This is a genomic window from Glutamicibacter sp. HZAU (assembly GCF_004100365.1).
GTDB classification, from domain to species: domain Bacteria; phylum Actinomycetota; class Actinomycetes; order Actinomycetales; family Micrococcaceae; genus Glutamicibacter; species Glutamicibacter nicotianae.
Genome location: NZ_SCKZ01000001.1, coordinates 22,966 through 41,959 on the forward strand (window position 1 = coordinate 22,966; position 18,994 = coordinate 41,959).

Below are 18,994 nucleotides of genomic sequence, written 5' to 3' on the forward strand. Positions count from 1 at the left end.
AGCTTGTCAGTCCCCTCAAGCCAGCGGCCGGTGAATCAGCTGGGCAGGATCCTGTCTGCTTCGCGCACCGACATGCGGGAGAACAAGGATTGCTCGTCGGCCAGCAGCTGATGCGCCGCACCGCGTTCGCGCACCTGGCCATCGTGGAGCACCAGCACGCTGCGCGCCCGGTTCAGGATCGAGAGCCGGTGGCTGATCATCAGCACTGCCATCCCTTCGGCGCGCCGGCGCTCCACAGCATCCAGGACCAGCTGCTCGCTGCTGGCATCCAGCGCGCTGGTGGATTCATCGAGGATCAGCACCGCAGGCTGGCGCAGCAGCGCCCTGGCCAGGGCCACCCGTTGCCGCTGGCCGCCGGAAAGCCGTGCAAAGCGATCCCCCAGCCGGGTCTGCAAACCGTCCTTCTGCTTGCGCAGCCATGGCCCCATGCCCAGCTCTTCAAGGACTGCTTCCATCGCCGCGTCGCTGATCCCCTCGGCACCGAGCAGCAGGTTCTCGCGCAGCGTGCCGCGGATCATCACCGCCTCCTGGGAGACCAGGATGATCCGCTGGCGCAATTGCGCCAAGCTCGCGGCTTCCAGCGGCACATCAGCAAAGCTCGCCTTGCCTTCCGCTTCCACCGACCGCACCAGGGCGGCGGCGATCGAGGACTTGCCGGACCCGCTCTCGCCCACCAGTGCGATCAAGGATCCCGGTTCGAGGTCGAAGTCCACGCGGCGAACTGCGCGATAGCCTTCGAATTCAACACAGAGATCCGAAACGCGCAGCGTGCCGGTGGCAGGCAACGGCACCGGGTTGGCTGTTTCATGCACCGGATGACTGGCTGCCGCGGTGGCGTGCAGCCGGCGAGCGCTGGCCAGCGAGTCCTGCAGGCCCAGGATGAAGCCGTCCACGGCGCGCACCGCTTCATAGGACGGGACCAGGGCGCAGCACAGCAGGAGCAGCGTGCCGAATTCTCCGGCGGATCCCAGCAGGACAAAGAGCGTGAGCAGGCTGCCCCAGATCACCAGCTGGGTCAGCGTGGCCCGTACCGCGGTCCAGCTACCGGTCGAGCGGGCGGCCTGCCTGGTCTGCTGCAGGCTGCCCCGCAGGCTCTCCATGACCGGTTTGCCGGCGTTGAAGCCGTGGATCACGTCGATGCCGGCCAGCGTGTCGGCCAGCAGCTGATTCTGGACTCCGCGGGCGGCGGCGGTGCTCCGGGCGCTGGAGCGCAGGGAGCCGACGCCGATGGCCGGGATGAGCACGCCAATGAGCACATAGCCGGCGAGCAGCACCAGGGCCGGTTCGCCGCCGAAGATCGTCCAGGTGCCCCAGGTTCCCAAGGCGCTGACTACTACGGCCGCCACGGCCGGGGGCAAGGTGTGCGCGAAGAACACCTCGACCTTGTCGATGTCGCTGGTGGCCTTGGCGAGCATCCCGCCGGAATTCTTGGTGTCGGCGGTGAATGGCGCTTGGCGTTCGAAGGCCTCGTACATGCGGTTGCGCAATCGTGCCAGCGACAGGAACGCCACCCGGTGGCCAACATACTGTTCCAGGTAGCGCAGTGCTCCCTTGGCCAGTCCCAGGAAGATCACCGCGGCTGCCAGCATGCCCCAGCCGGTGCCGGCTGGCAGCAACCCGGTGTCCAGCTGCAGGGCCTTAGCCAGGCCGAGGCCGGCGATGACGTAGATTCCCAGGGACGCCAGCCGGGTGGCGCAGGCGAGCACGCAGGCCAGCAGCAGCGGCGGGAGCAGATCCCTGGTGCTGCCCAGCAGCCAGGCGACGGTCTTGAGCGTGGAGGTTTTCTGTGTATGCATTAGTTCCCCTCCCCCATTTCGGTCCGGCCGCCGGTGTGCAGGGCTTCGGCGCGGTGGCGGAATCCGTCCATTGCCTCTTTGAGATAGCCATCGGTGGCCAGCAGTTCTTCGCGGCTTCCGGCTTGGATGAGCTGTCCCTGGTCCATGACCAGCACATAGTCGTAGTCGGCGAGCAGGCCCAGACGGTGGGTGACGGTAATGACCGTGGTGCTGCGGTCCAGGGTACGCAGGGCCCCGAGCACTTCCGCTTCGCTCTGCACATCCAGGGCGCTGGTCGGTTCATCGAGCAGCAGTATCGGACGCTGCGCAAGCAAGGCCCGGGCGAGCGCCAGGCGTTGGGCTTGGCCGCCGGAGAGGCGTGACCCGCCCTCGCCCAGGCGTTGGTCCAATCCATCGGGTTGTCCCTCGAACCACGGTCCCAACCCGACCCGGCGCAGCGTGTGGAGCAGTTCGCCGTCGCTGGCGCCTGGCGCACCGAGCAGGAGGTTCTCGCGCAGGCTCATGCCAAAGAGCGTTGCCTGCTGTTCCACCACGGCGGTGCTGGCTTTCAGGGTTGCCGGGCCCATGGCCTGGCGGGCATCGCGGATGGTGCCGTCCGACGCTTCGAGCTGTCCCTGGAGCACGCGCAGCAGGGTCGTCTTGCCGCTGCCCGATGGCCCGATGATGGCGGTCCGCGAGCCTGCCGGGAAATGCCAGGAAATGCCGGACAGCGCCTGCTGCCCGCTGTCGTAGCCGGCGCTGACGCCGTCCAGGATCAGATCGCGGTGGCGCAGGTCCACGTCCAGCGGGTTGGCCATGGAGCGGTGCATCGGGATGCCGGCGACCTCTGCCAGCTTCTTCTCGGCGGCTTTACCTGTCATCCCGATGTAGAAGAAGCTGCCCACGTAGTTCACCGGCGCGAGCATCAAGAAGCTCAGGATCACCAGGGACAGCGCTGCGCCCGGGGAGATCGCCCCGGAGCCGGCGCGCCACCAGGCCAGCAGGCAGGCGGTGGCGAGCAGCAGCACGGCAAAGCTTGAATCGATGACCAGCAGGATCAGCTGGTTGCGGGCCAGCAGCTTCATCACCTGCTGTCGTACCCGTTCGGTGGCCTTTTGAATGCGGGCGCCCATCCAGCGGCTGCCGCCGTTGAGCTTGAGCATGCCCAGGGAACGCAGCGCATCAAGGAAGGTCGCCGAGAGGATGCCCTGGGCTCGGCGGTATTCTCCGTTCGAGGCGCCGAAGCGCCGCTGGAAGCCCAGCACGATGACCGGAACCAGTGCGGTGGGAACCAGCATCAGCAGTGCGCTGAGCGGGTCAATGGCAAAGGCGATGAAGCACAGGATCAACACCGGGGTGGCCACCGCGGAGACGGCCGGGCCGATGAAGCTTGAACGGTACTTCACCGACCGTTCCACCGAATCCATGGCAACATGGACCAGTTCCCCCTCGCCTGCGGCACGCACTGCCAGCGGGCCGATGGACAGGTAGTGCTTGAGCAGCTTCATGCGGTGGTGCTCGGTGAGGTCTTGGCCGTTGCGCGAGATCACCACGGGAATCAGGAAGGTGGCGACGGCCATGGCCAGCAGCTCGCCGATAGCACTGAAATACCATTGGGCGCCCAGCCGGCGATGGGACAAGAGCTCATCCAGGCCCTGGCCCACGACGATCACCAGGCCGGCGGTTCCGGCCGCGGCAATCAGGCTCAGTGCCACCACGATGGCTGTTGACGCCGAAAAAATTCCAAAGACCCTACGCACCCTCCTATCCTAGGCCAGAGCCACCCGGCAGCCGCCCGCCGCGGAATGTGCCGTCAAGGCGCGGGCCGTTGAAGCGTCATACATTGCCCGTGGCCTGCGAAGTGCGCGAAACTGGAGTGCATGAGCACTCCGGAGCTGAAACAACGTCCGCATTCTGTCACCTTGCGGTTCCTCGCCGCGCCGACCGACGTCGATGTGACCGGGATTGTGGCTGCGGGCACCGTTCTCGAATGGGTCGACAAGGCCGCCTACGCCGCAGCGGTGGGATGGTCCTCCAGCTATTGCGTCACCGCCTATGTCGGCAACATCCATTTCGAGGACCCGATCCACTCCGGCGATTTGGTGGAGGTCACCGCTTCGGTGGTGTACACCGGCACCAGCTCGATGCATATCCATACCGAGGTGTCCTTCAGCGATCCGCGCGAATTGCGGCCGGTGAAATCCAGCAGCTGCCTGGTGATCTTCGTAGCCGTGGACGAGGAGGGCAAGCCGACACCGGTTCCAACGTTCACCCCGGGCACGGCCAAGGAAATCGCCATGCGCGAGAATGCGCTGGCACGCATCGAGATCCGCGAGCAGATTGTCGCGTCCATGAATGGCCAGGTCTACACCGATGAAGGCACCGCCGAGCGGGTTGTCCTGCGCTTTTTGGCGGCGCCGACCGATGTGAACTGGGGCGGCAAGGTGCACGGCGGCATCGTGATGAAGTGGATCGATGATGCCGCGGAGCTGTGCGCGGCCCGCTACTGCCAGCAGGAAACCGTTGCGGTGTTCTCCGGCGGGGTGCGCTTCTACCGGCCGCTGCTGATCGGCCACCTGGTAGAGGTCGAAGCCCGCCTGGTCTATACCGGCAACAAGGGCATGCACATTGCCGTGCACGTGCGTTCGGGCGATCCGAAGACCACCAACATGCAGCTGACAACCTACTGCCTGACCGTGATGGTCACGCGGGATGAAACCGGGACTGCTGTTCCGGTCAAGCCGCGGGTTCCGGTCTCCGAGGAGGACCGGCGGCTCTGGAATCACGCCCGCGACCTGCTGGCCATCCGCGCGAACGCGCCCGGCGGCTACACCCCAGTGCATCTGGCCGAGGAGAACGCCAAGTGAGCACAGATAAGCCATTCGTCAAGGTTTGCGGCCTCTCCACAGCCCAGGACGTGGACGTCGCCGTGGCCCACGGCGCCGATGCCGTCGGGTTCGTGCTGACCGAAAGCGTCCGCGAAATTCCGGTCCAGCGCGCTGCCGAACTGGTCAAGGCGGTTCCCGCAGGCATTGCCACCGTGGCAGTCTTCCGCGGCGAGGACATCGGCAAGGTGCTGGAGCGGGCCGGACGGGCCGGCGTGGGCTGGGTGCAGCTGCATGGGCAGCGCACGGCCGCGGATGTGGCAGCCGCTCACGAGGCGGGGTTCAAGGTCATCCGCGCGGTGCGACGCAATGACTCCGAAGAGCAGTTCGCCGATTGGGGCGAGGAGCTGCTGCTCATCGACGCCTCGGTTCCAGGCAGCGGCGAAAGCTGGGACTATGCGGCGGTGAAGGACCTGGCCGCGGGACGCCGCTGGCTGGTGGCCGGCGGGCTGTCCGCGCAGAATGTGGCTGAAGCCTTGGACGCCTCCGGCGCTTTCGGCGCCGATGTCTCTTCCGGCGTGGAGTCAGCGCGCGGGGTCAAGGATCCCAAGCTGATCGCCAGTTTCATCGAAGCAGCCAAGTCCTAGCCAAGCTCCCCGCGACAGCTGATTCAGCGGATCCAGTTATGCGGGGCGGGCTTGCGGGTGCTGGGCAGCGCACCGTCCTCGCGCCATTGGTGCAGCCATTGAGGCAGCACCAGGTCTTCCGGCATTTCCAAGCCGACAGCCGCCAGGATTTCCTCATTGGGAACTGCGCCCTTTTTCGAGGTCATGCGGGTGGCAATGTAGGCGCGGGCGTAGATCTCGCCCTTCACCACGATGCGCTGCTCGAAGTAGATGCACTTGTCGTCCATGCCGATCAGCCGGGTTTCCTGCGAGAACTTGGTTCCCAGGCGGACCGACTTGCGGAAGGTGACGGTCTCGGTCTGCACGACCGGAACCCACTTGTTCTTGGACATGATGTCCCAGACGCCTGAGCGGAACATCAGATCGAAACGTCCGAGGTCGAAGATGGAAAAGTACATGCCGTTGTTGATGTGGCCGGCAAAGTCGATATCGGTCAGCGTGGCGCGCATGTCCACTGAGCTGGTGTCGAACAAGGTCAGCTTGGAAGCCTTCTTGCTTTTCAGGTAGACCATGAGAATTCGGAAAATCATGTGCATACCATCACATTACTCGTTAGTAACCTTTATTCCTAGATCATGTCCTTCCCAGCTCAGCATCGAGACTAAGCCTCCAGGCTCATGCCCGGAACAGCGCAAAACGGTAAAATCGGTTCCAATGCCTGGCCAACGCAACAAACAAGGAACATCATGCGCCGACTGCCCGAGCTAGTTCACCGTCGGCTCCCGACGCTGCCTCCGGTGGATTGGGCACGCCCCGCTCCCGATCGGAAGGGACTGCGCCGCGATGTGATCGTTGCCGCGGGCTTCCTGCTGCTGGCGCTGGCCATGCACGAACTCATGCAGTCCCTGACCGAACGGGAGGACGCGCCAGATCGCCTGCTCTCCTACCTGGTCCTGGCGTCCTTGATCGTGCCGCTGATGTTCCGCCGGCGCTGGCCGATTTCGATGATGCTCATCGGTTCGGCTGCCTTCTTCGGCGCCGGTAACGAGAACACCTACCGGGTCGGCATGGAACTCTGCGCGCAGCTGGCCTATTTCATTGGCATCTACACGGCGGTTACCTGGTCGAAGAACCGCCGGGGCCTGTGGACGGCAATGAGCGTGGTGCTGTTGTTCATGGCCACCTGGCTGATCATTTCCTTTTTCTCCTCGGACCTGTTCAAGGCGACCGGCACCTCCATGGTCGAAGAACCGGCAGGCGTCCTGCCCACAACCACGGCCTTCGTCCTCTACAACCTGCTGATGAACCTGATGTTCTTCGGAGGTGCGATCTTCCTTGGCATGGTCAGCTGGACCAATGCCTATGCCAGCCAGATCGTCGAAATCCAGGCGCAGCGCATTGCCGAGCAGTCACAGCAGCTGGCAGACCGCGCGGTCAACCAGGAACGGCTGCGCATTGCCCGCGAATTGCACGATGTCATCGCCCACCACATCGCCTCGGTGGGCGTCCAGGCTTCGGCCGCCCGCATGGTGCATGACCGGGATCCCCAGCAGTCAATCGAGCTGATGCGCGGCATCGAATCCTCGGCTCGCAGCGCAGTCAGCGAAACACGGGCCCTGCTGGGCGTATTGCGCGAACATGACGACCCGGATGATGTGCCGGGCTCGGCCGAGGGCGCACGGAACCCCGAACCGTCCATGGCGCAGCTCGACGAGCTGATCGCCACGAATGAGCGGCAGGGACTGGGCATCCAGCTCTCGTGCGATGAGCACCAGCCCGGTTTCATTTCTTCCCTGCCAGCCGGCCTGTCGCTCGCGCTCTACCGCATCAGCGGCGAGGCCTTGGCCAACGTCCGCGCGCATTCCACTGCCCGCACAGCCACCTTCTCGCTGCGCTCGGGAACCGATGCGGAGGGCGCATGGGTAGAAGTCGAAGTCACCGACAGCGGCCGTCCCCGGCCTGATTCAGCCGGAGGCGGCTACGGCCTGCGCGGCATCCGCGAACGCGCCAAGCTGCATCACGGGCTGGTGGAAATCGGCCCGCGCATTCCGCACGGCTGGCGCACCCGAGCCCGGTTGCGGGTGGTGTCCGACGCGGCAACTAGACTGTCATCATGAGCAAAATTACCGTGGTGATCTGTGACGATCAGTCCCTGATCCTGTCGTCGCTGAAATTGATCTTGCAAACCGACCCGCAAATCCAGGTCATCGGCACGGCAGAGAACGGTCAAGCGGGCCTGGACCTGGTCCGCGAGCTGAATCCCACGGTGGCGCTGATGGATATCCAGATGCCGCAGATGGACGGCATCGAAGCCACCAAGCTCATCGCCAGCACCACGCAGACCAAGGTCATCGTGCTGACCACCTTCAACCGCGACGACTACCTCTTTGACGCCATGGATGCCGGCGCTAGCGGTTTCCTGCTGAAGAATGCCGAACCTGAAATGCTGGTCACCGCTGTGCACCAGGTCGCCGCCGGCCATGGCCTGCTCTCCCCCGAAGTCACGCTGAAGCTCATCCAGCGTGGCACCAGGGCTGGCGCTGGCGCGGATTCGGCAGAGCCATCTGCCGAAGCGCAACGGCTTGAGACGCTCACCGAACGCGAACGCCAGGTCCTGTCCGAGCTGGCCCAGGGCAAGAACAACCAGGAAATCGCAGCGGTGCTCTCGCTGTCTGAAGCCACGGTGAAGACCCACCTGTCCAACCTGTTGGCAAAACTGCACCTGCGCGACCGGGTCCAGGGTGTCCTCTTCGCCCACCGCGCCGGACTCATCCAATAGTTTCATTCCCCAGAGGGAGCGCAAATGCGCCGTCTTTTCCTAAGCTGATGAGCAGGAACAATATCTGGCAGAGGAAAGCATGCTTGAGCTACATCATGTGTCGCGGTCATTCGCGCAGAATCCAGTCCTGAACGACATCAGCTTCACCGTACCGGGCGGGGCGCTGACCGGATTCGTCGGCGCCAATGGTGCCGGCAAGACCACCACCATGCGCATCATCATGGGATTGCTCAGCGCCGATTCGGGTTCCGTGACGCTCAACGGCCAGCCGCTGACCGGGGCTACGCGCCCCAACTTCGGCTACATGCCCGAAGAGCGCGGCCTGTATCCCAAGCAGCCCGTCATCGACCAGCTGGTCTACCTCGGACAGCTGCATGGCCTGACCCGCTCCGGTGCGCGGAAACGCGCCATGGAACTGCTGGCCCGCTTCGGACTCGATGACCGAGCCAAGTCGAAGCTCGAATCGCTGTCCCTGGGCAACCAGCAACGCGTGCAGGTCACCGCGGCACTGCTGCACGAGCCCGATGTGCTCATCCTCGACGAACCCTTCAGCGGCCTCGACCCCATCGCCGTTGATGCGATGAGTTCGATCTTGCGCGACTATGCGGCGCGCGGCGTTCCGGTGCTCTTCTCGTCGCATCAGCTGGATCTGCTCGATGTGCTGGTGGATCATCTGGTGATCATCCAGGACGGCAGGATCCTGGCTGATTCCTCGGCTGATGAGCTCCGTGCAACCCAGGCTTCCCGCCACCGGCTCTCCCTGGGTTCCGACACCGGGTGGCTGCGCAGCGAACCTGGCGTCACCGTCATCGATATTTCGGGCCACGAGGCTTTGGTGAATTTCGATTCCGAATCAGATGCCCAACGCGTGCTGGCCACCGCCATGAGCCGCGGCCCGGTGGCAGAGTTCGCGGTCCACCGCCCTTCGCTGGCCGACATCTACCGGGAGATCATCAAGTGAACGCTTCCACAGCCCCCTGGCTCATCGTTGCCCTGCGCGAAGTCGAAACGAAGCTGCGCGACAAGGCCTTCATCATCAGCACCATCGTGACCTTGCTGTTCATCGTCGGCTCGGTGGCCATTACCGGTGTCCTCGGCAATCGCGCCTCGCATTTCACCGTGGCAGCCACCGACGATACGAGTTACCAGGTGCTGGAGCAGGTGATCAAGGATCGCCCCGACGATGTGGAATTGAGCATTTCACGGCTTACTCCAGAGAATGCCAAGCAGCAGCTCTCCGCCGAGCAGCTGAGCGCCATCTTGTCCGCTTCGGATGACGCACAGGAATTCACGTTGACCGGTTTCAACGAGGTTGACCAGGAGCTCAGCTCCCTGGTCCGCGAGGCGATGAAATCGGTGATGACCGATCAACTACTCGCAGAGGCCGGACTGGAATCATCCAGCCTGCCCGATAATGACGACTTGGTCACCGACCAGCTTCACGGCGACTCCGAACGGGCGGCGATGGCAAGTGTCATGGGACTGGTCTTCTCCTTCCTCTTCTACATGGCGGCGTTCCTCTTCGGCATGCCCATAGCCAATTCGGTGATTGAGGAAAAGCAGAACCGCGTGGTCGAGATCCTGGCCAGCACCATCCGCCTGCACCAGCTGCTGGCAGGAAAAATCATCGGCAATGTCATTCTGGCGATGCTCCAGCTGCTGGCCTTCCTCAGCATCGGCTTGCTGGCCGCCTACATTTCCCCGATCCAGATCCCGTTCCTCGGAATCGTCACCCAGGTGGCCGGATGGTTCGTGGTGTTCTTCTTCGGCGGCTTCCTGCTCCTGGCCGGGATCTGGGCGGCCCTGGGGTCCTTGGCTACCCGCACCGAGGATCTGCAGCAGTCCAGCGGGCCAGTGGTAGGGCTGTTGATGGCGGTGCTGTTCATCGGGTTGTATGCCAAGGGCAGCTTCCTGGTGGTCGCTTCCTACATTCCCATCGTCTCCTCGGCGGCGATGCCCATCCGCCTGCTCTCCGGCGAAGTAGCGATCTGGGAACCGGTGCTTTCCCTGGCCATCCTGCTTGCCGCCTGCTGGCTCGTCTTGCTGTTCGCGGAGCGGATCTACCGCCGGGCGGTAATGCACACCGGTGGCGCGCTGACCTTGCGCAAGGCACTGAAGCTCGAGGTCTGAGCCGGTGAAGCGGGACCAAGACGTTGCACAGCCAGCGTCACTAGACTTGAACAAGTGAGCGAAGAAAAACCACTGTTGCATCTGCCGGCCCGCCTGATCATTGTCTGGCTGGTGCTGATCGTTGGCATTACCGGATCCACGCTGCTGTCCACCGCCGACTATGTCACCGGTGGCAGCCTGTTCTCGCTGATTGCCCTCTGGGTGATCAGGCTCGTGGCGATCGGCAGCTTCTGGCTGCTCGAAGCACGCAAGGACACGAAGATCTTCGCGATGCTGCTGGTCCTGCTATCGCTGGTCCTGGACATCCTGCTGAAGCTGCCAGTGCTGGACACCGTGGAGTACGGCGACTGGTTCCTGGTCTCCGCGCTGGATCTGACCGGCATGTACACCGGCTACTTCACCGTGTGGGGCATCGTGCTCCCGGTGCTGTCGCTGGCCGGCTGGTTCATCCTGCGTCCGCGCCAGCTCGCCGGCTGGATTGTTGGCCTGCTCTCCGCGGTGGGCCTGGGTTTCGTTGCCCTGTCGGTTGCAGGTTCAGCCAGCGGATCCGTCTTCGCCTTCACCCTGGCGACCTTGGCGCGCTACCTTGTTCCTGCGCTGCTCGCCGCCGCGGCCGATTTCCTGGCCGCCAAGCTCAAGGAACGCAAGAAGTAGATAGTTCTCAAGAAAAAGGCTGTGGCCAGCATCCATTCACCTGGATGCTGGCCACAGCCATATGTGCTTACTCGCTAGATCAACTCATCGCTGAGGTGATTAGGGGTGCCGAAGCGGTGCGCGGTAATGGATACCGCCTGCTCATGCAGGAACGGAAGCATTTCCACACGCCCGGCGGCGGTTACCGGAGAAGCATAGACGGCCACGTCCGGCTTGCCGTTGGTCGCCTCGGCAACCGCCTTCACCGAGCCGCCGATCAGGCGGATGCGGGCAGCGGAATCCGGGCCGGTCTTCGCCGCCAGCTTCGCCGCGCGGGCGGCGAAGGCCGCGGCATCCTCGCGCACCACGGTGACCGAGTTCTCGGCCAGCAAGTTGCGCACGCCTAGCGGCAGCGGCACATCAGCGGAGAAGAGCACGCGGGACCCTGCGGTGACGCCGGCGGCGATAACGCGCAGTGCCTCGGCCAGGCCGTGGCCGCTGGTGGCTTCCTCGAAGCGCACGGTCACATCGACCGGACGGTAGCGCAGGATGTTGCGTTCTGCGAGCAGGCCCGAGCGATCCTTGGCCTGGTTGAACTCGGTGTTCCACCACAGCTTGTCGCTGGCCAGCGCGGAGCGCAGCCACTGCGCCTGATCGGCTTCCAGTTCGGCGGTGTTCAGCAGGCGTTCGTCGAAGGCCGAGAGCGCCGCGCCCTGCTTGGCCGGTGCATCGGTCCACGAGCCCATGCCGACCAGGTAGTTCGGTCCGCCGGCTTTGGTGCCTGCGCCGATGGCCGACTTCTTCCAGCCGCCAAATGGCTGGCGCTGCACGATGGCGCCGGTGATGCCGCGGTTGGCGTAGATGTTGCCCGCCTGGATGTTCTCCAGCCAGTAGCCCATCTCCGCCGAATCCAGCGAGTGCAGGCCCGAGGTCAGTCCGTAGTCCACCTCGTTGACGATCTCTACCGCTTCTTCCAGCGTATCGGCGGTCATCACGCCGAGGATCGGGCCGAAGTATTCGGTCTTGTGGTATTCGCTGCCGCGGGCCACGCCGTAGCGCACGCCCGGCGAGTAGAGCTTGCCCGAATCATCGAGCTGCGTCGGCTCGATAGCCCAGCGCTCCCCGGCGCCCAGGGTGGTCAAACCGCGCTTGAGCTTCTCGCCCGGCTCGCCGATCAGCGGGCCCATCTGCGATTCCGGGTTCCACGGGTAGCCGACCTTCAGCGACTTCACCGCGTCGATCAGCTGGTTGTTGAAGCGGCGGGATTCTGCCACAGAGCCCACCAGCACCACCAGCGAGGCGGCCGAGCACTTCTGTCCGGCGTGGCCGAAGGCCGAGGCCACGACATCGCGGGCGGCCAGGTCCAGGTCCGCGTTCGGGGTGACGATGATGGCGTTCTTACCGGAGGTCTCGGCCAGCAGCGGCAGGTCCTTGCGGAAGGAGCGGAACAGCTCAGCGGTCTCGTAGCCGCCGGTGAGGATCAGGCGGTCAACGCGCTCATCGGCAACCAGCTGCTGGCCCAGCGAGCGGTCGCCCACGAAGACCAGCTGCAGCACGTCCTTGGGCACCCCGGCATCCCACAGGCACTGCACCATGACTGCGCCCACACGGGCGGCCTGGGTGGCAGGCTTGATGATCACCGCGGACCCGGCGGCCAGCGCGGAGAGCGTGGAGCCGGCTGGGATCGCCATCGGGAAGTTCCATGGCGGGGTCACCACGGTCAGCTTCGAGGGGACGAACTTCGCGCCGTCCACGGCATCCAGTTCGCGGCCCAGTTCGGCATAGTAGTGCGCGAAGTCGATGGCTTCGGAGACTTCCACATCGCCCTGGTCGATGGTCTTGCCGCATTCGGAGCCCAGCACCTCCAGCAAGGTGGCACGGCGCTCCTCGAAGAGCAGGCCGGCGCGGTGCAGGATCTGCGCACGCTCGGCCGAGCCCAGCTGCTGCCAGCCGGCCGCCGCTTCCACGCCCATGGCGATGGCTTCGTCGAGCTCGCCGGCGCTGTTCAGCGTATTGCCCTTCACCAGGTCCTTGCCCAGCGGCGAGTCCTGCATCTTGGACAGGATCTCGCGTCCCCAGGCACGGTTCTGCGCCAGGTCCGGGTCGGTATCCGGGGTGTTGAAGAATTTGGTGGTGCCGTCGGCGAAACCTGCCACGCGGGCGCCCAGCTCAGGGTCCGGGACCTGGCGGTTCTGCACGCGGTGCGGGGCGGGAACCACATTGGTCATGGTTTCCAGCGACGCGAGGAAGCGGTTCTTCTCGCGTTCGAACAATTCCTCGTTCTTGGCCAGCTCGAAGACTGCCGACATGAAGTTTTCCTGGCTGGCGCCTTCTTCGAGGCGGCGGATCAGGTAGGCGATGGCCACGTCGAATTCCTGCGGGTGCACCACCGGGGTGTAGAGCAGCAGCGAGCCGACCTCCTTGCGCACCGCTTCGGCCTGGCCGGTGGCCATGCCCAGCAGCATTTCGAACTCGATGCCATCGGTGACGTTGCGCGACTTGGCCAGCAGCCAGGCCAAGGCGACATCGAAGAGGTTGTGCCCGGCAATGCCGATGCGGATGTTCTCCACATGTTCCGGGCGCAGGGCGTATTCCAGCACCGACTTGTAGCTGGTGTCGGAGTCCTGCTTGGTGTGCCAGGTGGCCAGCGGCCAGCCGTGGATGTCCGCTTCCATGGTTTCCATGGGCAGGTTGGCGCCCTTGACCACGCGGACCTTGATTGGCGCGCCGCCGTCGGCCACGCGGGCCGCGGAGAATTCCTGCAGCTGGATCATCGCGCCCAGGGCATCGGGCAGGTAGGCCTGCAGCACGATGCCGGCTGGCAGCTCCTTGAACTCCGGCTTGGACAGGATCTTGGTGAAGACCGCGATGGTCAGCTCCAGGTCCTTGTACTCTTCCATGTCCAGGTTGATGAACTTCTTCTTCGGGCTGCTGGCAGCCAGCTGGTACAGCGGCTGCAGCTTTTGAACGATGTGCTCCACTGCTTCGTCGAAGGCCCAGTGGTTGTGCGGGGCGACGGTGGAGGAAACCTTGATCGATACGTAGTCCACGTCATCGCGTTCAAGCAGCTTGGTGGTGCCATCCAGCCGGCGGGCGGCTTCGCCTTCGCCGAGGATGGCCTCGCCGAGCAGGTTGACGTTCAGGTGCACGCCCTCGCGCTTGATCTTGGAGATCGCGCCGCCGAGCTTGGCGTCGGAGGCGTCGATGATCAGGTGGCCCACCATTTCGCGCAGGACCCTGCGGGCGATGGGGACAACTACCTGCGGCATAGCCGGGGCCAGGGCGCCGCCGACGGCGACGGCCTTGCGCATGTACCAGGGCAGGAAGCCTGGAACCATGGGGGCCAGCTGCTTGAGGTTGGCCGCCGCGACCTTCAGGTCTTCGGGGCGGATCACGCCGTCGACGAAGCCCACGGTGAAGTCCAGGCCCTTGGGATCCTTGAGCACGCCGGCCAGGCGGGCGGCGGCGGCATCCACCGGGTAGTCGGAGGCTTCGGTGAGCCAGCGGCGCACCAGCTTGATGACGTCGTCAGCAAGTTCGGCCGGCGAGGTGAGCGGGTTGCCGTCGGCATCCAGTGCGGCTGGCACTGCCTGCTGGGTATGGGTGAAAGACACTGGTGGTCCCTTCGATGCAATTCGTACTTGTGGTTCGGCACCGAACGCTGATGTCGTTGTGGCTTGTCCCGGCGTTTGGCCGTTGCCGGCGGAGCGCAAGAAAAAGCTGTGTGCAAGATCGAGTATGAACCCTTATTGTCTTAAGCAAAAGTGAACAAAGCCGAAGATAATCGTTCGGTTTTGCCAAAGTATCCGGGCTCCGTGAGTCCGCATTAACTGAATGGCGGGAAAACCTTGCTTGAACTGAGAAGATTGCGCCTGCTTCGCGAGCTGCATATCCGCGGAACCATTGCCGAGGTGGCCGATGCGCTGAGCTACTCGCCCTCCTCGGTGTCGCAGCAGCTGAGCCAGCTGGAAGCGGAAACCGGGGTGGAGCTCCTGCGGCGCACCGGGCGCACGCTCAAGCTCACCCCGCAGGCGCAGATCCTGGTGGCCCACACCGAAGAGCTGCTCGACTCGATGGAACGTGCCGAAGCCGATTTGTCCGCGGCCATGTCCACGGTGTCAGGCACCGTCAGGCTGGCAGTTTTCCAGACCGCCATGCTGCGTCTCATGCCGCCGGTGCTGCGCGAGCTGCGCATCAAGCACCCGAACCTGCGGGTGGAAATGAGCCAGCAGGAACCAGCCGATGCGTTGAATGAAACCAGCAGCCGCAACTTCGATCTGGTGGTCGCCGAGCAGTACTCGGGGCACTCGGCGCCGCACTACGACAACCTCGACCGGCGTGTTCTGACTCACGATCCGATCCGCCTGGCCCTGCCGGCGCGAGGCGGAGCCGGGAACGCCGAATTCGACCGGGTGCACCACCTGGAGCATGCCCTTTCCCTGCCCTGGGTGGTCGAGCCCGACGGGGCCGCCAGCCGGCACTGGGCGCTGCAGGCCTGCCGGCTGGCCGGGTTCGAGCCTGACCTGCGCTACGAAACCGCTGATTTGCAGGCTCACGTGCAGCTTGTCGCCTCGGGCAATGCCGTGGCGATGCTCCCGGATCTGGTGCTGCGCGACCAGCGCCACGCGCTGCGCACGGTGGATCTTCCCGGCGCTCCCGAGCGCACGATCTTCACCGCCATGCGGCATTCTTCCGTCCAGTCTCCGGCCATCCGCGCGGTACGCAAATCGCTGCATGCCCAGCCCGGAATGAGTGATGCAAGCAACTCGGCGATTTTGGCTACACCTGCAGACTTCGATACGGTCGACTAGATAACAGATAGATCACAGACCGAATGGCACCCGGCGACAAACCCGGGAAATAGTGCCATAGTGGTGACTCGCACCACAGAAATCCGCGCCTTTGGCGGCTGGGAATAGCCGCGGGCACAAACGGTAATGAGGAAAAATGTCCGACCAGACTTTCCAGATGATTGCGATCGCAATTTACATGGCCGCGATGCTTGGCATCGGCTACATTGCATATCGCCGCACCAACAACATTGACGACTACATGCTGGCCGACCGCGGCCTGAAGCCCTGGGTTGCCGCCCTGTCCGCCGGCGCCTCCGACATGTCAGGCTGGCTGCTCATGGGCCTGCCCGGCGCCATCTACCTCGGCGGCCTGCACGAGTCGTGGATCGGCATCGGCCTGCTCATCGGCGCCTGGCTGAATTGGAAGTTCGTCGCCCCGCGCCTGCGCTCCTACACCGCAATCGCGCAGAACGCCATCACCATCCCGAGCTTCTTCGAAAAGCGCCTGAAGGACAAGGCGCACCTGCTGCGCATCGGCTCCTCGCTGATCATCCTGGTGTTCTTCACCTTCTATGTCTCCTCGGGCATGGTGGCCGCAGGCAAGTTCTTCCAGGCATCCTTCGGCTGGCAGTACCTTGCGGGCATGATCTTCGTCGCAGTCATCACCCTGCTCTACACCCTGTTCGGCGGCTTCCTCGGAGCTTCGCTGACCGATATGGTCCAGGGCGTGCTGATGTTCGCGGCGCTGATTGCCGTGCCAATTGTGGCAGTCATCCAGATCGGCAGCATCGGGGACATCACCTCGAAGGTCACCGAAGTCAATCCCGAAGCGTTCAACCTGTTCTCCTCCTTCAATGACAACGGTGCGATCCTTGCCACCGTGGCCATCTTCTCCACCGCCGCCTGGGGCCTGGGCTATTTCGGCCAGCCGCACATCATCGTGCGCTTCATGGCGCTGCGCACCCCGGCTGAAGCCAAGACCGCACGACGCATCGGCATCGGCTGGATGTTCCTGACCACCCTGGGCGCCGTGGCCACCGCGTTCATCGGCGTCGCCTACTTCGCCAAGGAGCCGCTGGACAAGGCCAGCAGCGAGACCGTCTTCCTGCTGCTCAGCCAGATCTTCTTCCACCCGCTGATCGCCGGCCTGGTGCTGGCCGCGGTGCTGGCCGCGATCATGTCCACCATGTCCTCGCAGCTGATCGTCTGCTCCTCGGCACTGGTGGAGGACCTGTACAACATCACCGGCCGCAAGGCTTCGCCCAAGGCCCTGGTCATGCTGGGCCGCTCCGGCGTGCTGCTGGTGGCCGTAATCGCGGCCCTGCTGGCGCTGGACCCTGGCTCGTCCATTCTCAAGCTGGTCTCCTTCGCGTGGGCGGGCTTCGGCGCCGCCTTCGGCCCGGTCGTCCTGCTGGCCCTGTACTGGCGCAAGCTGACCGCCGTAGGCGGTTTCGCCGGCATGGTCGCTGGCGCCGTCGTGGTGTTCATCTGGGGCAACGTCAAACCGCTGTCCGCGGCCATGTACGAGATCGTCCCGGGCTTCCTCGCCGCACTGGTTGTCGCATGGCTGGTTTCCCGGGCAACCTACCGCCCGAACCCGACCATCGATGCCGAGTTCACCGAAATGGAACAGGAAGTCGGTTCGAAGGTCACCGCCTAGCCGGCATCCCGGTGCAAAGCTCCCCTGGCCATCTGGGCCAGGGGAGCTTTCCCGTTGCAGGGCCCGGTGTAACAGTTCGGCCTGGCTTTCAGCTCCTGCCAGCCGAAGCGCACCGGGCACAGTAGCCTAGAGCTATGCCCGAGCAACCGAGCTGGAAGGAACGATTCCAAGATGAGCACCACGAGCAAGTTCACGCACTGGCAGCGCACCGAGTCGCAATTCCTGGCCGCTGACCCGCAGGCCGTCTACTCGATCGTGGGCAACCTGTCGCAGACCGGGCAGTGGATGAAGAGCTTCGACGGCTTCATCGTGCACGATGACCAGCGCGGGGTGGGCACGAAGGTCGACCTGCTGCCGCCGGGCAAGCTCTTCGGCCCATTGCACCGCAGCACCGCCCCGTCGGGTTCCATCACCCGGCGCAACCTGGACACCCTGATGGTGGAATTCACCCAACCGCAGCCCGCCGGCGAGATGGTCTTGCGCTGGCAGGTCGAGCCGCTTGAGCACGGCTGCGTGCTGCGCTTCACCGTTGAGCTCAACGGCCCGGGCACCACCGCCTTCAAATTCACCGTGGCCAACGCGTTGTGCAAGGACTTCGCCATCGCCGCGGCCCGCCTCTACCGGATCATCGCCCCGAGCGCGCACCGCAAGCGCGATGCCCAGGTGGTCATCTCCGGCGGACGCGGATTCCTCGGCCGCAATCTGGTCGCGGACCTGGTCTGCCGCGGACTCTCGGTTTCGGTGCTGACGCGCAACCCCGAGGATGGTTTCCCTGCCGAGCAGTACAGCTGGGACGGAGTCCACCAGGGTGCCTGGGCCAATGTGCTGGCCAGCAAGCATCCGGTGCACCTGGTCAACCTGGCCGGCGAGCGCGTCGACAAGCGCAACACCCCGGAAAACCTGGCGGCGCTCACCGGTTCGCGCGTGGCCTCCACCCAGACCTTGGCCGAAGCCGCTGCGACGGCACCGAAGCTTGCCACCTGGATCCAGGCCAGCACCACCGCGATCTTCGGCGATGCCGGCGAAGAGGAGCTGACCGAATCCAGCCCGGTCCCCACCGACCAGCGCGCCCTGCCGGAAATGACCGGAGTCGCCTCAGCCTGGGAACAGGCCTTCACCGAGGCCGAGGTCAATGCCGAGCAGCGCTACCTGCTGCGCACCTCGCTGGTGATGCACCCCGACGCTCCGCTGCTCGGCCCGCTGAACCTGCTGGTGAATACCGGCCTGGGCGGTCCGATGGGCGATGGCAAGCAGTGGTTCAGCTGGATCGGGTTGGAAGACTGGTTGCGCCTGATCCGCTGCCTGCTCGGCTTCGAGGAGCCGGCCATCCCTGCCGGCCTGGTGCATGCAGCCTGCCCGAAACCGCTGCGCAATGCCGAGGTCATGGCAGCCTTGCGCTCCATCGCCGGGCTGCCTGGCCTGCCCACCGGTTCGGTGCTTCCGAAGGTCGGCGCCGCGGTCATGGGCTCCAACGCCCGGGTCGCGTTGACCGGACGCAAGGTCACCAGCGAAGTCCTGCAGCAGGCAGGATTCGAGTTCCAGCAGCTGGATTTCGCGGCCACGGTATCCAGCTAGCGTCCGTGCGCTGCTGCAATAGGGAGTGATCTTCACCGCGCATTGATCCCGCGCCCGCCGTTGCATGCCAAGTCACAAGCTGCAACAGCGGGTGCTGGCGCAATGTTCACCACCCGTTAAGCAGAACGTGTGCCGGTGCTTGCAAAGAGCCCTGAGCATGAAACTGTCACGCATTGCGTCGTGCCATTGCCCTACTTC

Annotated in this window: 14 protein-coding genes; 10 read left to right on the top strand and 4 right to left on the bottom strand. The window is 64.6% G+C overall.

Annotated elements, in window-relative coordinates; all coding sequences use genetic code 11:
* Positions 1–35: 35 nt before the first annotated feature.
* Both EKH49_RS00115 and EKH49_RS00120 read right to left on the bottom strand, forming a co-directional pair.
* Positions 36–1,796 (bottom strand): amino acid ABC transporter ATP-binding/permease protein, encoded by a 1,761-nt coding sequence (locus EKH49_RS00115; RefSeq protein ID WP_128469121.1) that lies wholly within the window; start codon positions 1,794–1,796, stop codon positions 36–38.
* On the bottom strand, positions 1,796–3,493 hold the full coding sequence (locus EKH49_RS00120) for an ABC transporter ATP-binding protein/permease (RefSeq protein ID WP_161567398.1): 1,698 nt from the start codon (positions 3,491–3,493) through the stop codon (positions 1,796–1,798). The genes EKH49_RS00115 and EKH49_RS00120 overlap by 1 nt, the downstream gene beginning before the upstream one ends.
* Positions 3,494–3,655: 162 nt before the next feature.
* Between EKH49_RS00120 and EKH49_RS00125 the strand changes: the two genes are divergently transcribed.
* Both EKH49_RS00125 and EKH49_RS00130 read left to right on the top strand, forming a co-directional pair.
* Positions 3,656–4,642 (top strand): acyl-CoA thioesterase, encoded by a 987-nt coding sequence (locus tag EKH49_RS00125; RefSeq protein WP_128469123.1) that lies wholly within the window; start codon positions 3,656–3,658, stop codon positions 4,640–4,642.
* Positions 4,639–5,247 carry a phosphoribosylanthranilate isomerase gene (locus EKH49_RS00130; protein WP_128469124.1) on the top strand — a complete coding sequence of 203 codons (609 nt, stop codon included), beginning with the start codon at positions 4,639–4,641 and terminating at the stop codon, positions 5,245–5,247. Before EKH49_RS00125 ends, EKH49_RS00130 begins: the two co-directional genes overlap by 4 nt.
* 23 nt (positions 5,248–5,270) lie before the next feature.
* On the opposite strand, the gene EKH49_RS00135 is transcribed toward EKH49_RS00130, so the two are convergent.
* Positions 5,271–5,822, bottom strand: coding sequence for an acyl-CoA thioesterase (locus EKH49_RS00135; protein ID WP_121867277.1), 552 nt, complete (start codon positions 5,820–5,822; stop codon positions 5,271–5,273).
* A gap of 150 nt (positions 5,823–5,972) precedes the next feature.
* Here EKH49_RS00135 and EKH49_RS00140 point away from each other — a divergent pair, with 150 nt between their 5' ends.
* The 5 genes from EKH49_RS00140 to EKH49_RS00160 all read left to right on the top strand — a co-directional run bounded on the left by EKH49_RS00140 (position 5,973) and on the right by EKH49_RS00160 (position 10,789).
* On the top strand, positions 5,973–7,343 hold the full coding sequence (locus tag EKH49_RS00140) for a sensor histidine kinase (RefSeq protein WP_161567399.1): 1,371 nt from the start codon (positions 5,973–5,975) through the stop codon (positions 7,341–7,343).
* Entirely contained in the window at positions 7,340–8,005 is a 666-nt protein-coding gene (locus tag EKH49_RS00145) for a response regulator (protein WP_128469126.1), read from the top strand. Before EKH49_RS00140 ends, EKH49_RS00145 begins: the two co-directional genes overlap by 4 nt.
* Before the next feature lie 79 nt (positions 8,006–8,084).
* Entirely contained in the window at positions 8,085–8,966 is an 882-nt protein-coding gene (locus tag EKH49_RS00150; RefSeq protein ID WP_128469127.1) for an ABC transporter ATP-binding protein, read from the top strand.
* Positions 8,963–10,135 (top strand): ABC transporter permease, encoded by a 1,173-nt coding sequence (locus tag EKH49_RS00155; RefSeq protein WP_128469128.1) that lies wholly within the window; start codon positions 8,963–8,965, stop codon positions 10,133–10,135. The genes EKH49_RS00150 and EKH49_RS00155 overlap by 4 nt, the downstream gene beginning before the upstream one ends.
* Before the next feature lie 54 nt (positions 10,136–10,189).
* Positions 10,190–10,789, top strand: a complete 600-nt coding sequence (locus EKH49_RS00160) for a hypothetical protein (RefSeq protein ID WP_066144743.1) — start codon at positions 10,190–10,192, stop codon at positions 10,787–10,789.
* A gap of 74 nt (positions 10,790–10,863) precedes the next feature.
* Here EKH49_RS00160 and EKH49_RS00165 read toward each other — a convergent pair whose 3' ends face one another.
* Positions 10,864–14,382 (bottom strand): bifunctional proline dehydrogenase/L-glutamate gamma-semialdehyde dehydrogenase, encoded by a 3,519-nt coding sequence (locus tag EKH49_RS00165; protein ID WP_128469129.1) that lies wholly within the window; start codon positions 14,380–14,382, stop codon positions 10,864–10,866.
* A gap of 234 nt (positions 14,383–14,616) precedes the next feature.
* Here EKH49_RS00165 and EKH49_RS00170 point away from each other — a divergent pair, with 234 nt between their 5' ends.
* From EKH49_RS00170 to EKH49_RS00180, 3 genes are all read left to right on the top strand, one after another.
* Entirely contained in the window at positions 14,617–15,579 is a 963-nt protein-coding gene (locus tag EKH49_RS00170) for a LysR family transcriptional regulator (RefSeq protein ID WP_128469130.1), read from the top strand.
* 136 nt (positions 15,580–15,715) lie between these two features.
* A complete protein-coding gene (gene putP / locus EKH49_RS00175; protein ID WP_128469131.1) occupies positions 15,716–17,221 on the top strand; it encodes a sodium/proline symporter PutP in 1,506 nt (501 codons plus the stop codon).
* A 171-nt stretch (positions 17,222–17,392) separates the two neighbouring features.
* A complete protein-coding gene (locus EKH49_RS00180) occupies positions 17,393–18,796 on the top strand; it encodes an NAD-dependent epimerase/dehydratase family protein (protein WP_128469132.1) in 1,404 nt (467 codons plus the stop codon).
* Positions 18,797–18,994 lie beyond the last annotated feature (198 nt).

What these genes read in the sequence shown, in the direction of transcription:
- EKH49_RS00125 (WP_128469123.1), top strand. Translation starts at nt 3,656, where the DNA reads ATGAGCACTCCGGAGCTGAAACAACGTCCGCATTCTGTCACCTTGCGG.
- EKH49_RS00180 (WP_128469132.1), top strand. Translation starts at nt 17,393, where the DNA reads ATGAGCACCACGAGCAAGTTCACGCACTGGCAGCGCACCGAGTCGCAA.
- EKH49_RS00115 (WP_128469121.1), bottom strand. Translation starts at nt 1,796, where the DNA reads ATGCATACACAGAAAACCTCCACGCTCAAGACCGTCGCCTGGCTGCTG.
- EKH49_RS00135 (WP_121867277.1), bottom strand. Translation starts at nt 5,822, where the DNA reads ATGCACATGATTTTCCGAATTCTCATGGTCTACCTGAAAAGCAAGAAG.
- EKH49_RS00140 (WP_161567399.1), top strand. Translation starts at nt 5,973, where the DNA reads ATGCGCCGACTGCCCGAGCTAGTTCACCGTCGGCTCCCGACGCTGCCT.
- EKH49_RS00150 (WP_128469127.1), top strand. Translation starts at nt 8,085, where the DNA reads ATGCTTGAGCTACATCATGTGTCGCGGTCATTCGCGCAGAATCCAGTC.
- EKH49_RS00145 (WP_128469126.1), top strand. Translation starts at nt 7,340, where the DNA reads ATGAGCAAAATTACCGTGGTGATCTGTGACGATCAGTCCCTGATCCTG.
- putP (WP_128469131.1), top strand. Translation starts at nt 15,716, where the DNA reads ATGTCCGACCAGACTTTCCAGATGATTGCGATCGCAATTTACATGGCC.